This is a genomic window from Comamonas thiooxydans (genome assembly GCF_000964545.1).
GTDB lineage: Bacteria > Pseudomonadota > Gammaproteobacteria > Burkholderiales > Burkholderiaceae_C > Comamonas > Comamonas thiooxydans.
In genome coordinates, this window is sequence record NZ_BBVD01000007.1 from 405,078 (window position 1) to 418,617 (window position 13,540).

Annotated in this window: 9 protein-coding genes; 7 read left to right on the forward strand and 2 right to left on the reverse strand. The window is 62.8% G+C overall.

Annotation, left to right across the window (positions count from 1 at the left end; translation table 11 throughout):
- The first annotated feature begins 120 nt into the window (after nucleotides 1-120).
- The 5 genes from Cth01_RS12490 to Cth01_RS12510 all read left to right on the forward strand — a co-directional run bounded on the left by Cth01_RS12490 (nucleotide 121) and on the right by Cth01_RS12510 (nucleotide 9,808).
- On the forward strand, nucleotides 121-3,699 hold the full coding sequence (locus Cth01_RS12490; RefSeq protein WP_045839428.1) for an indolepyruvate ferredoxin oxidoreductase family protein: 3,579 nt from the start codon (nucleotides 121-123) through the stop codon (nucleotides 3,697-3,699).
- A 365-nt stretch (nucleotides 3,700-4,064) separates the two neighbouring features.
- Nucleotides 4,065-4,397, forward strand: coding sequence for a preprotein translocase subunit YajC (gene yajC / locus Cth01_RS12495; RefSeq protein WP_003066810.1), 333 nt, complete (start codon nucleotides 4,065-4,067; stop codon nucleotides 4,395-4,397).
- Nucleotides 4,398-4,485: 88 nt separating this feature from the next.
- A complete protein-coding gene (gene secD, locus Cth01_RS12500; protein WP_034351013.1) occupies nucleotides 4,486-6,384 on the forward strand; it encodes a protein translocase subunit SecD in 1,899 nt (632 codons plus the stop codon).
- 11 nt (nucleotides 6,385-6,395) lie between these two features.
- Entirely contained in the window at nucleotides 6,396-7,352 is a 957-nt protein-coding gene (secF, locus tag Cth01_RS12505) for a protein translocase subunit SecF (RefSeq protein WP_003066813.1), read from the forward strand.
- 56 nt (nucleotides 7,353-7,408) lie between these two features.
- Nucleotides 7,409-9,808, forward strand: a complete 2,400-nt coding sequence (locus Cth01_RS12510; RefSeq protein WP_045839338.1) for a DUF1631 domain-containing protein — start codon at nucleotides 7,409-7,411, stop codon at nucleotides 9,806-9,808.
- Between the two features lie 105 nt (nucleotides 9,809-9,913).
- On the opposite strand, the gene dprA is transcribed toward Cth01_RS12510, so the two are convergent.
- Both dprA and Cth01_RS12520 read right to left on the reverse strand, forming a co-directional pair.
- A complete protein-coding gene (gene dprA, locus Cth01_RS12515; RefSeq protein ID WP_045839339.1) occupies nucleotides 9,914-11,113 on the reverse strand; it encodes a DNA-processing protein DprA in 1,200 nt (399 codons plus the stop codon).
- Between the two features lie 7 nt (nucleotides 11,114-11,120).
- The gene (locus tag Cth01_RS12520) at nucleotides 11,121-12,308 is read right to left on the reverse strand and encodes a LysM peptidoglycan-binding domain-containing protein (RefSeq protein WP_034351536.1); all 1,188 of its coding nucleotides are present in this window, start codon (nucleotides 12,306-12,308) and stop codon (nucleotides 11,121-11,123) included.
- A 203-nt stretch (nucleotides 12,309-12,511) separates the two neighbouring features.
- Here Cth01_RS12520 and def point away from each other — a divergent pair, with 203 nt between their 5' ends.
- Together def and Cth01_RS12530 are read left to right on the forward strand one after the other, a co-directional pair.
- On the forward strand, nucleotides 12,512-13,024 hold the full coding sequence (def, locus tag Cth01_RS12525) for a peptide deformylase (RefSeq protein ID WP_003072256.1): 513 nt from the start codon (nucleotides 12,512-12,514) through the stop codon (nucleotides 13,022-13,024).
- Between the two features lie 11 nt (nucleotides 13,025-13,035).
- A complete protein-coding gene (locus Cth01_RS12530) occupies nucleotides 13,036-13,533 on the forward strand; it encodes a hypothetical protein (RefSeq protein ID WP_034351006.1) in 498 nt (165 codons plus the stop codon).
- Nucleotides 13,534-13,540: the final 7 nt, after the last annotated feature.

The following is a 13,540-nucleotide window of genomic DNA, read 5'->3' on the forward strand; positions in this document are numbered from 1 at the left end:
TTCCTTAAACTTTGCTCAAACAACTCGCGTTCCATGCCTCTGGCGCAGGAATGCGCAAAGCAATATGCTGCTCTGGTAGCCAACAGCTGCCACGGGTGGTCACCCACATGGAGACAAGCCATGAATGCCCCTTTGCCCGATGAAGTCCGTCGCGCCCTGGAGTCTGTGACTCTGGACGACAAATATTCCCTGGCCCGCGGCCGCGCCTTTATGAGCGGCGTGCAGGCCCTGGTCCGCCTGCCCATGCTGCAGCGGCTGCGCGATGCGCAGGCCGGGCTCAACACCGCCGGCTTCATCAGCGGCTATCGCGGCTCGCCCCTGGGCACTTACGACCAATCCCTGTGGGCGGCCAAAAAGCATATGGAGGCGAATCACATCGTCTTTCAGCCCGGCGTGAACGAAGAGCTGGGCGCCACGGCCGTCTGGGGCACGCAGCAGCTCGATCTCTATCCTGAAACCAAGAAGTTCGACGGCGTCTTCGGCATCTGGTATGGCAAGGGGCCGGGCGTGGACCGCTGCTCCGACGTGTTCAAGCACGCCAATATGGCGGGCACGGCCAAGCATGGCGGCGTGATTGCGATCGCGGGCGACGACCACATCAGCAAGTCCTCCACGGCCGCGCACCAGAGCGACCATATCTTCAAGGCCTGCGGCACGCCGGTGTTCTTCCCCAGCAATGTGCAGGACATCCTCGACATGGGCCTGCATGCCTTTGCCATGAGCCGTTTCTCGGGCCTGTGGTCGGGCATGAAGACGATCCAGGAGGTGGTGGAGTCCTCCTCCTCGGTGCTGGTGGACCCGGATCGCGTCAACATCATCCTGCCCGAAGACTTTCAGATGCCGGACGGCGGCCTGCATATCCGCTGGCCCGATCCGCCGCTGGAGCAGGAAGCGCGGCTGATGAACTACAAGTGGTATGCAGCCCTGGCCTATGTGCGCGCCAACAAGCTCAACCACAATGTGATCGAAGGGCCCAACGACCGCTTCGGCATCATCGCCAGCGGCAAGGCCTATAACGATACGCGCCAGGCCATGGCCGATCTGGGGCTGGACGAGGACACCTGCCGCCAGCTGGGCATCAGGCTGCACAAGGTCAACGTGGTCTGGCCGCTGGAGGCCACCATCACGCGCGATTTCGCGCGCGGCCTGCAGGAGATTCTGGTGGTCGAGGAAAAGCGCCAGGTCATCGAATACCAGATCAAGGAAGAGCTCTACAACTGGCGCGACGACGTGCGCCCCAATGTGGTGGGCAAGTTCAGCGACGAGCATGGCGGCGAATGGTCGCTGCCCAATCCCAGCACCGACTGGCTGCTGCGCCCCACAGCCGATCTGACTCCCGCCATCATTGCGCGCGCCATTGCCCAGCGCCTGAAGAAGCTGGGCGTGCCCGAGCATGTGCAAACGCGCATGCAGCAGCGTCTGGCCGTGCTCGACGCCCGCGAAGCGGCGATCAAGGCGGCCAAGGAGGTTTCGACCGGCGACCGCACGCCCTGGTTCTGCAGCGGCTGCCCGCACAACACCTCGACACGCGTGCCCGAAGGCTCGCGCGCCGTGGCCGGCATCGGCTGCCACTACATGACCACCTGGATGCCCGACCGCCGCACCAGCACCTTCACGCAAATGGGCGGCGAGGGCGTGACCTGGGTGGGGCAGGCGCCTTTCACCAAGGAGGCCCATGTCTTCGCCAACTTGGGCGACGGCACCTACTTCCACAGCGGGCTGCTGGCGATCCGCCAGAGCATTGCGGCCGGCACCAACATCACCTACAAGGTGCTCTACAACGACGCCGTGGCCATGACGGGCGGCCAGCGCGTGGGCGAGCGGCCCGAAGGCCATTCGGTGCTGCAGATCATGAACAGCCTGCTCTCCGAAGGCGTGGGCAAGCTGGTCATCGTCACCGACGAGCCCGAGAAATACGATGGCGTGAAGCTGGGCGAGGGCGTGACCGTCCACCACCGCGACGAGCTGGATGCGATCCAGCGCCAGTTCCGCGAGCTCAAGGGCTGCACGGCCATCATCTACGACCAGACCTGCGCCACCGAAAAGCGCCGCCGCCGCAAACGCGGCGTGCTAAGCACGCCCGACAAGACCGTGGTCATCAACGAACTGGTCTGCGAGGGCTGTGGCGATTGCTCGGTGCAGTCCAACTGCCTCTCGGTCGAGCCCGTGGAGACCGAGTTCGGCCGCAAGCGCCGCATCAACCAGAACAGCTGCAACAAGGACTATTCCTGCGTCAAGGGCTTCTGCCCCAGCTTCGTCACCGTCGAGGGCGGTCAGCTCAAGAAGCCCAAGCAGGAGAAGAAGGGCAGCCTGGAGGCTCTTCCCATTATTCCCGAGCCCGTCCTGCCCGTGGCCGAGCAGGCCTGGGGCATCGTGGTGGCCGGTGTCGGCGGCACGGGCGTGATTACCATCGGTTCGCTGCTGGGCATGGCCGCACACCTGGAAGGCAAGGGCGTGGTCACGCAGGATGCGGCGGGTCTGGCGCAAAAAGGCGGCTCCACCTGGAGCCATATCCAGATCGCCAACCGCTCCGATGCCATCTACACCACCAAGGTGGACATGGCCAAGGCCGATCTGGTCATAGGCTGCGACCCCATCGTGGCGGCCACGCCCACCACCTTGTCCGTGATGCAGCCGGGGCGCACCTATGTGGCGCTCAACAGCCATGCCGCGCCCACGGCCACCTTCGTGGGCAACCCCGACTGGCAGTCGCCTGCCGCACGCTGCGCCACGGCGCTGGCCGAGGCCGTGGGTCATGGCGCCCTGGGCAGCTTCGACGCCGAGAAGGCCTCCACGGCCTTGCTGGGCGACAGCATCTACGCCAACCCCATGATGCTGGGCTACGCCTGGCAAAAAGGCCGGGTGCCGCTCAGCCATGCCTCGCTGATGCGCGCCATGGAGCTCAACGGCGTGCAGGTGGCGCGCAACCAGGAGGCCTTTGAATGGGGCCGCCGCTGCGCCCACGATCTGGAGGCCGTGCGCGCTCTGTATCAGGCATCGCAGGTGATCCAGTTCGTCAAGAAGCCGTCGCTGGAGGAAATGCTGGACAAGCGTGTGGAATTCCTCACGGCCTACCAGAACGCGGCCTATGCCCAGCAGTACCGCGACTTCGTGGCCAAGGTGCGCGCAGCGGAAGAGCCGCTGGCCCAGGGCACGCGCCTGTCCCAGGCCGTGGCGCGCTATCTGTTCAAGCTCATGGCGTACAAGGACGAGTACGAGGTGGCGCGTCTGCACACCGATGCGGCCTTCACCCAGAAGATCAGCGAGATGTTCGAGGGCGACTACAAGCTCGTCCATCACCTGGCGCCCCCCGGTTTTGCCAAGAAGGACGAGCAGGGCCATCTGCTCAAAAAATCCTATGGCCCCTGGATGCGCAAGGCCATGGGCTGGCTGGCCGGCATGAAGGGATTGCGCGGCACGGCGCTCGATCCCTTCGGTCGCACCGAGGAGCGCCGTACCGAGCGCGCCCTGATCGTCGAATACCGCCAGTGCATCGAAACCCTGCTGACGGGTTTGACGACCGACAAGCTGGCGCTGGCCGTGGAGATCGCCTCCATCCCCGAAGACATTCGAGGCTACGGCCACGTGAAGGAGCACCATCTGGCGGCTGCGCGCATCAAGTGGCAGTCCTTGATGACTCGCTGGAATGGCTCGGCTGCAGCTGCTGCGCCAGCAGTCAAGCTGATGGCAGTGAACTAATTGCGCCGAGGCGCATCACAACAAGGCCGGGGCAACCCGGCCTTTGTATTCATGGCCAGAGGCGATGCTGGCAGTGGGCTATCTGAATTTGATAGCTGCCAGCGCCTGTATTGAGTGATATTCAAATATAAAACAGTCACAAAGCAAGACAGGTAATGCGCTGATTGCTATGTTTTTTGCAGGAGTTGCTGATGTGGGAAGGGAGGTCCCCATCGCATCAGGGAATGCCTGTGCTGCGCGGCTGCCCATGCCAATCTTGGGTACAAGCCAGCCGAATACAATGTCCCGCTGACCTGGCGAGATCGCGCAAGTGCGCGCCTGCCGGGACCTATTCCTGACAAATTCACTCTTTCGGAGTCTTTTTCGTGTTCATTTCTTCTGCTTTCGCCCAGACCGCTCCTGCCGCCGCTGCTGAAGGCGGCTTCATGGGTTCGCTCACCGGCATGCTGCCTCTGGTGCTGATGTTCGTGGTGCTGTACTTCGTGATGATTCGTCCACAGATGAAGCGCCAGAAGGAACACCGCTCCATGATCGACGCGCTGGCCAAGGGTGATGAGGTGGCTACCGCCGGCGGCATCATCGGCACCGTGACCCGCATGGCCGAGCAATTCATCTACATCGAAGTGGCTTCCGGCGTGGAAGTCCAGATCCAGCGCTCCGCTGTGGTGCAGGTGCTGCCCAAGGGCACGGCCAAGTAAGCCTGTCCGCTGTGGATTTTGAGGGGTACGGCGCTCGACCAGAGTGCGCGTACCCGTTGTGCGTTGCTGTAAAAAAAAGAGCGCGATCATGAACCGATACCCGGTCTGGAAGTACGCGATCATCGTGATCGCGCTGCTGGTGGGGGTGCTCTACACCCTGCCCAATTTCTTTGGTGAAGCGCCTGCCGTGCAGGTGTCCTCGGCCAAGTCCACCGTCAAGGTGGACAACGCGGTGCTGCAAAAGGTGGAATCTGCCTTGAGCGCAGCCAGTGTCAAAGCCACATCGATGTCGCTGGAAGGCACTTCGGTGCGCGCCCGCTTCGATACGCCCGACGAGCAGCTCAAGGCCAAGGACGTCATCCAGAAGGCCCTGATCTCCGACCCCACCGACCCCTCCTACATCGTGGCGCTGAACCTGGTGTCGCGCTCGCCCGACTGGCTGACGGCCATCGGCGCCAAGCCCATGTATCTGGGTCTGGACCTGCGTGGCGGCGTGCACTTCATGCTGCAGGTGGACATGGCGGCGGCCCTGACCAAGAAGGCCGAGAGCTATGCGGGCGATCTGCGCTCTTCGATGCGCGACAAGAATATCCGCCACGGCGGTGTCAGCCGCGACGGCAACAACGTCACCATCCGCGTGCGCGACGAAGCCACGCTGACGGCGGCGCGCAATCTGATCGCGGACCAGTTCCCCGATCTGGCGGCCACTTCCACGCCTGACGGCACGGGCTTCAAGCTGGTGGCCTCGATCAAGCCCGAAGCCCTGCGCAAGGTGCAGGAGCAGGCGCTCAAGCAGAACATCGTCACGCTGCACAACCGTATCAACGAACTCGGCGTGGCCGAGCCCGTGATCCAGCAGCAGGGCCTGGACCGCATCGTGGTGCAACTGCCCGGCGTGCAGGACACCGCCAAGGCCAAGGACATTCTGGGCCGCACCGCCACGCTGGAAGTGCGCATGGTGGACGAGTCCGCCGAAGCGCGTGCTGCCGAGATGGGCTCCGGCCCCGTGCCTTTCGGCTCCGAGAAATACCTGGACCGCAACGGCCAGAGCATCATCGTGCAAAAGCAGGTGACGCTGACCGGCGAGAACCTGACGGATGCCCAGCCCGGTTTTGACAGCCAGACCCAGGAGCCCACCGTCAACCTGACGCTGGATGCCAAGGGCGCGCGCATCTTCAAGGACGTGACGCGCGAGAACGTGGGCAAGCGCATGGCCATCATCCTGTTCGAAAAGGGCAAGGGCGAAGTGGTGACGGCTCCCGTGATCCGTGGCGAAATCGGCGGCGGCCGCGTGCAGATCTCGGGACGCATGACTACGGCGGAAGCCAACGACACTTCGCTGCTGCTGCGCGCCGGCTCCCTGGCCGCGCCCATGGAAATCATCGAGGAATACACCATCGGCCCGAGCCTGGGCGCCGACAACATCAACCGCGGTATTCACTCCGTGGTCTGGGGCATGGTGGCGATTGCGGCCTTTATGTGCATGTACTACATGCTGTTCGGCGTGTTCTCCACGATTGCTCTGTCGGTGAACGTGTTGCTGCTGCTGGCCATTCTGTCCATGCTGCAGGCCACGCTGACCCTGCCCGGCATTGCCGCCATGGCGCTGGCGCTGGGCGTGGCCATCGACTCGAACGTGCTGATCAACGAGCGTATTCGTGAAGAGCTGCGTGCCGGTGCTTCGCCTCAGGCGGCCATCCATGCAGGCTACGAAAACGCCTGGCACACCATTCTGGACTCCAACGTGACCACGCTGATCGCCGGTCTGGCCCTGCTGGCCTTCGGTTCGGGCGTGGTGCGCGGCTTTGCCGTGGTGCACTGCATAGGCATTCTGACCAGCATGTTCTCTGCCGTGTTCTTCTCTCGCGGGCTGGTCAACCTCTGGTATGGCGGCAAGAAGAAGCTCAAGAGCGTCTCCATCGGTCAGGTCTGGAAGCCTGAGGGTGAGGGTCACCGTTCCGTGGCCGGTCGCGGCAGCAACAACTAAGGAGGAAGATCATGGAGTTCTTCCGCATTAAAAAAGACATTCCGTTCATGAAGTACGCGTTGGTCTTCAACGCGATTTCCTTCATCACCTTTGCGCTGGCCGTCTTTTTCCTGTTCTCGCGCGGCCTGCATCTGTCCGTGGAGTTCACGGGCGGTACGGTCATGGAAGTGGCCTACACCCAGCCTGCCGATATCGGCAAGGTGCGTGAAACCGTTTCCAAGCTCGGCTATGCCGATGTGATCGTGCAGAATTTCGGCACATCCAAGGATGTGATGATTCGTCTGCCCGTGCAAAAGGGCGTGACGACTGCTCAGCAAAGTGAGCGGGTGATCACTGCACTGAAGGCCGAGGATGCCGAGGTCACGCTGCGCCGCACCGAGTTTGTCGGCCCCCAGGTGGGCGATGAGCTGATGCACAACGGCCTGATGGCGCTGGGCATGGTGGTGCTGGGCATCATCATCTATCTGGCCTTTCGCTTCGAGTGGAAGTTCGGCGTGGCGGCCATCATTGCGAACTTGCACGACGTGATCATCATCCTGGGCTTCTTCGCCTTCTTCCAGTGGGAGTTCTCGCTCTCCGTGCTGGCAGGCGTGCTGGCCGTGCTGGGCTATTCGGTCAATGAGTCCGTGGTGATTTTCGACCGTATCCGCGAAGCCTTCCGCAAGTTCCGCAAGCTCAGCACCCACGAGGTGATCGACCACGCCATCACCTCGACCATGAGCCGGACCATCATCACCCACGCCTCGACCGAAGCCATGGTGCTGTCCATGTTCTTCTTTGGCGGCCCCAGCCTGCATTACTTTGCGCTGGCGCTGACGATCGGTATCTTGTTCGGTATCTATTCTTCGGTGTTCGTGGCGGCCGCCATTGCCATGTGGCTGGGCGTCAAGCGCGAGGATCTGGTCAAGGCTCCCGCCAAGTCCGGGTCGCAAGATCCCAATGATCCCAACGCGGGAGCCGTGGTCTGACGCTTTGACCATTGCGGCGGGTGCATGACTGCTTCTGCCGCCATTACACTTACGGAATGGCTCTCTCGCAGTCTTCCTCCACCGCGCCTGCGGCCCCGCAACAGCTGGGCTGGCAGGCGCGCTTGCGTTGGGTCCATGGCATTTGTCAGGGCCTGCCCAAGGTCGCTCGGCAACTGGATGAATTCCTCTCCAACCAGAGCAGTGCCGTCTCCACTGCCAAGGAGATGCAGGAGTGGCGCGAGGCCTGGGTCGGCTTTCAGCAGAACAAGGACGCCTGGTTGCAGGCAGGCGTTCAGGCGCTGCAGCAGGCTGCGCGCAAGCCACCCTCTGGTGGAGCCGAGAACAATGCTTCGGGCTCGGCTCCGCTGACCTTCGAGCTGCTCAGCGACGATGTCGTCGAAAACAGGATTCTGGCCTCCCGCATGGCCCTGGCCATGGGAGAGACGCTGCAGCCCGGCTTCGAGGCCATGCGCCTGCGCATTCAGGCACTGGAGGGCCATGAGCTGGCTTCCCGGGACATGTTCCGTGTCGAGACCATCTGTCTGCATCTGGTCGAGCAATGGCTTGGCAGCGGCATGGAGCGCAAGCATTTGCTGCGGGCTGTGGAGCCCCTGCAGAATGCGCTGGCACCGCTGATGGAGTCCGAATACAGCATCCTGCACAAGCTGCTGGATGCCAAGGGCGTCAGCAAGGCACAGGATGCGCCGCTGCGCGTGCGACGTACCGAGGGTGGCCCGTCCACCGGTGCCATGCATCTGGGCGCCAGCAGTGGCTATGGCAATGCGTCCGATGCGGGTTGGAGCAACTCTGCCATGCAGTACATGCCGGCCGGTATGGCTGCAGGTCTGGGCGCTGGGCCAGGGATGGCTCCGGGCATTGCCCTGCCGCCAGGCGCCAGCGCCGGCCTGGGCATGCTGGCGCGGGCGCGCCATCGCGCGCTGGATGCCATGAATCAGCTGCGCCAGGTGCTGAGTCAGCCTGCGGTCGGCATTCCAGGTCTGATGCCTGGCGCGCCTGTCGTTCCCATGCCTCCTGCGTCTGCCGCTCTGGCGCAGGCGCTGCAGGAGCAGCAACAACTGATGGCGGCCGAGCTCCAGGCCCAGTATCCGTCTGCGGCCGGTTCGGCCATGGCCATGCCCGCCATGGACTACAGTCCGGCAGCGATCGGCCAGCTGGTCAATCTGGTGCGCGAGCGCTCGGCCGACTGGAAGCAAAAGGCCGAGACCAAGAGCGAGAAGGCGACCATCGAGGTGGTGGCGCTGATGTTCCAGAGCATTCTTTCGGAAGACCGGCTGCCGCCGTCCATTCGCGTCTGGTTCGCGCGCCTGCAGGTCCCCGTGTTGCGCGTGGCGCTGGCCGAGCCGCAGTTCTTCAGCGACCTCAATCACCCGGCGCGCAAGCTGATCGACCGCATGGGCTCCTGCGTCATGGGTTTTGACGCCAGCAGCATCAACGGCAATGCGCTGGAGACCGAGATCCGCCGGGTGGTTCAGGTGATAGAGCAGTACCCTGAAACCGGGCAGAAGGTCTTTGCCCTGGTGCTGCGCGAGTTTGAGGAATTCCTCACCAGGCACTTTGCCCAGAATCGGTCCACGGCCAAGATCACCAGCGTGGCTCAGCAGGTGGAGCAGAAGGAGACGCTGGCCATCCAATACACCATAGAGCTGCGCAATATGCTCACCGACATGCCGGTGCGCGAAGAGGTGCGAGACTTTCTCTTCAAATCCTGGGCCGATGTGCTGGCCATGGCCACCGTGCGCTATGGCGCCAAGGATGCACGGGCCATGCGCCTCAAGCAGGCGGCCAGCGAGCTGGTCTGGTCGGCCAGCGCCAAGCCCTTGCGTCAGGAGCGCGCGCGTGTCATCCAGGGCTTGCCGACCTTGCTGCAGACCTTGCGCGAGGGGCTGGAGCTGGTGAGCGTGACCGGCGATGCACAGTCGGCCGCGATCAAGGTGTTGACCGATACGCTGGCCCAGGCCTTCATGTCCAAGACGGCAGCCATTCCGGCCGAGCGTATCGAGGCCATGGCCAAGCGCCTGGCGGAGCTGGAGAAATACATCAGCGAGGATGGCAAGCTCGACGATATGCCGCTGTCCAGCGAGAGCATAGAGCTGATGCTGGGCGTGGATGCGGGCGATCTGAACGTCATTCCCAACACGGACAGTCCGGTGGAGCCCGCCATGCTGGAGTGGGCCCAGTCGCTGGAAAGCGGTCGCTGGTTCACGCTGGACCACAACGGTGCCCGTGTGCAGGTGCAATATGTCTGGCATAGCCGTCGCAAGCATCTGCATTTGTTCGCCTCGCTGGATGGACACTGTTATCTGCTGCAGGCGCAACGCATGGCGACCTATCTGCAGGCAGGCTTGCTCGCGGTGCATGATGCCGAAGCCCTGACGGTGCGTGCCACACGCGATGCACTGCAGAAAATTCAGGCGAATCCGGAAAGACTGGTCTAAGCCCCTGAGGTGCTTTGCATCTTTCCCCTTTCTCTACGCGCTGCACCAGGGAAGGGAGCAGCCCTTGCTGGGCGTCGCCTTGTCGGGATATGCCGGTTTGGGGCTTCAGCTTTGCGTAAGTCGCTGGTACAGGCCGCCAGGCAGGCGCGCGACCAGGCCGTCGAGCTCCAGTTCCATCAGCTGCGCCTGCAAATGGGCGGCATCCCAGCCCGTGCGATCGCTCAAGGACTCCAGGGTCATGGGGTCATGGCCCAGCGCCTGCAGCAACGGGTTATCCGGTGTCGACGCCTTGTTTTTGGCAGCTTCCTGCGCTGGTTCGGCTCTGGTCGACGCGAGTTTCAGTCCTTGAAGCTCTTCGAGCACGTTGTCAGCGGTTTCCACCAGCTTGGCACCCTGGCGTATCAGCGCATGGCAGCCCTTGGCCTGCGGCGCGTGGATGGAGCCGGGGATGGCAAAGACTTCACGCCCCTGCTCGTTGGCCAGGCGGGCCGTGATCAGCGAGCCAGACTGCAGGGCGGCTTCCACCACCAGGGTGCCTTGCGACAGGCCGGAGATGATGCGGTTGCGCTGAGGGAAATGCCGGGGCAGGGGCTCGCTGCCCAGCGGGTATTCGCTGATGACCAGCCCGTTGCGCGCAATTTGCTGTGCCAGCTTGGCGTGCGCACGCGGATAGACCTGATCGAGTCCGGTGCCGACGACGGCAATCGTGCAGGGGGTAGGGCCTGAGCGGGCCTGAAGTGCTCCCTCATGGGCAGCTGCATCTATGCCGCGTGCCAGGCCTGAGACTATGCACAGCCCTTGCTCGGCCAGTGCCTGCGCCATGCTGCGCGCATTGATGACGCCCTGGGCGGATGGATTGCGGCTGCCCACCATGGCCAGGGTGGCGGGGTAGGGAAACCAGGGCCGGGCAGATGCCAGCAGTGCCGCTGGACCTTGGACAAACAGCAGCAGGGGCGGATCTTCGGTCTGCAGCAGGCAGTCCGGATACTGAGAGTTGCCCAGATGGATCACGGTGTGCAAGGTACCCGGTGCGGGCGAGGCCAGCCATCGAGCCAGGGTGCTGCAATGTTTTTCCCAGTCTGTCGGGAGCTCTGTCAGAGCCTTGATCTGAGCCTGAGTGGCGCATTCAGCCCATGTTGACAGCGGCAGCCGCCAGACCGCGTCTGCACTGCCGGCTTTGGCCAGCAGGCGGCGTGCCGTGGTGCGTCCAAGACCCGGCGTCAGCAGCAGGCGCAGCCAGGCCAGAGTTTCGGCATCGGGCAGGGCATGGTGCGCATCTTGTGAAGGGGGCGACACCGTGCTCATGCTCCATTCAGGGCTGGGGCGACTGCAGGCCATCGCCCACGTTCACACCACGCTGGGCCGTGGTGATGAGCGCGTAGGAAACCCGGTCAAACACCTTGAAGACCATGGCATAGCCATTGGCCTCATCGGGCAGCTTCACCCGGTCACGACTGGGGCTGGTCTTGTCCACGATGACATTGCCCTTGCTGACGAGTTCCAGCACTGCGCCGATGTCCATGCCGTCCTGGGCTCCCTTGTTGATGGCAATGACCTGATTCTGAGCTGCGTTATAGCCCACCGAGTCGCCATAGATGGAGACCACGGCGGCATCCACCGCATGGCGCGGTGCATGGGGCACATAGCTCAGATACTGCTGCTCGGGCGAGGGCAGCAGACGGTCACCTGCGCGGATTTCATTCTTGGAGCGGATGATGTCCACAGTTCCAGGCGTGGTCTGTACAGGCTGGCCTGGCGCGGATTCAAGCAATGTTTCACTACGTGCCACGGTGGCACTGCCCAGGTACTTGGCTTCGTAGCCAAGGATTTCCCCGGTGATGGGGTCCTTGAGCGGCGTGGCATCGCGGAAGATGCGATAGCTCGCGGGCCGGCCCTTGCCGGCGGTGACCAGCGCGCCACCGGAGTTGCGTACATAGGCGCGATCGCCAATGGCCATGAGCACGCGCTTGTCCTGGGTGGCGATGATGCGCGGGGCTTGTGTAAGTGCCTGGCTGTCCACTACCAGCGGCTCGGCCAGGAAGGGCTCGATCAGATGCGGCGGCAGCGTGGGCAGGGCCAGGTCGTTCAGTGACGATTCACGCGTTTGCGGCGACAGACGAACTACCTCGGAATCGCCGTTGGGGGCAGTGGTCGATAGACGGGCATAACCGTTGCTGCGCACCAGATACAGCACCTGGCCGGGGTAGATCTGATGAGGGTTGGCGATGCTGGAGAGGTTCATGCCCCAGAGTTCGGGCCAGCGCCAGGGCTGGCGCAGATACATGCCCGAGATGCCCCAGAGCGTGTCGCCGCGCTTGACGGTGTATTGCGCGGGAGCGTTGGGCGCCAGTTCGTTCTCGGGGATGCCTTGCTGAGCGACTTGCTGTGCGGTGGAGCGCTGGGTGGCGGTCACAGGATAGCTTTGGGCGTGGACCGAAGTCAGGGCTGCAAGCAATGTGGCTCCAATGCTCAAGGCGCGTGCAGTGGCAAATGCGGTCATGAAGTTCCTTCTGGCGGGATTCGTTTGCTGCAGCGTCCCTCGCGTCGCCGCACTGTGGCCGATCTTGGCATAGCCAGCCAACAAGTCTTACAAATGTGTCGAAATTCTCGATGCAAGGCCTCGATAGATCAATGTTTATTGAGGACGTGCCAAGCGTTTGGCAGCAAATGTTGGGACAATAACGACAGATTTACCGAGACACCATGGCCATTCTTCCCATCCTCTGCTACCCCGATCCCCGTCTTCACAAGGTCGCCAAGCCCGTGGCGCAGGTGGATGAGCGCATCCAGACTCTGGTGAAAGACATGCTCGAGACCATGTATGACGCTCAGGGCATCGGCTTGGCCGCGACACAGATCGATGTGCATGAGCGCGTCATCGTGATCGACGTGTCCGAGAAGCGCAACGAGCCCATGGCCTTGATCAACCCCGAGATTCTCTGGGCCAGCGAGGAAAAGCAGCTGGGCGAGGAAGGCTGCCTGTCCGTGCCCGGCATCTACGACGGCGTGGAGCGCTCCATTGCCGTCAAGGTCAAGGCCCTGGATGAAAACGGCAACAGCCGTGAGATCGACGCCGAAGGCATGCTGGCCATCTGCATCCAGCACGAGATGGATCACCTGCTGGGCAAGGTGTTTGTCGAATACCTCTCGCCGCTGAAGCGCAATCGCATCAAGACCAAGCTGGTCAAAGCCCAGAAGCAGGCCCTGAGGGCCTGATCGGAGTGTCCATGTCCCTGCCTCGCCTGCAAACGCTGTTGACTGCAAGTCTGCTGGCAGCGGGACTGGCGGGTTGCATGGTGCCCCAGTGGCAAAAGCCCGGCATGCCTCAGGCCGAGGTGGAAAAAGGCATGGGCAAGCCCACTTTGGTCGTGCCTCTGCCCGAGGGCGGCCAGCGCCTGCTCTATAGCCAGCAGCCGGCCGGTCAGCAGGTCTATCACATGGATTTCGATGCCCAGCGCAAGCTGGTGCATGTGGAGCAGGTACTGGATACGGCGCACTTTTTCGCGTTGCGCAATGGTGTGGATACCCGTGATGATGTCTACCGCATGTTCGGCCCGCCCGCCATAGTCGAGAGGGTCTACAGCTTCAAAGGTGACATCTGGACCTACCGTTTTCTGGACAATACCTTTGCTCGGCGTGCCCATGTGCACATAGACCAGCAAGGTGTGGTGCAGAAGGTCATGTTTACCGATGAAAGCATGTACCTCAGAGAGCCGCATCGTTGAACATCTG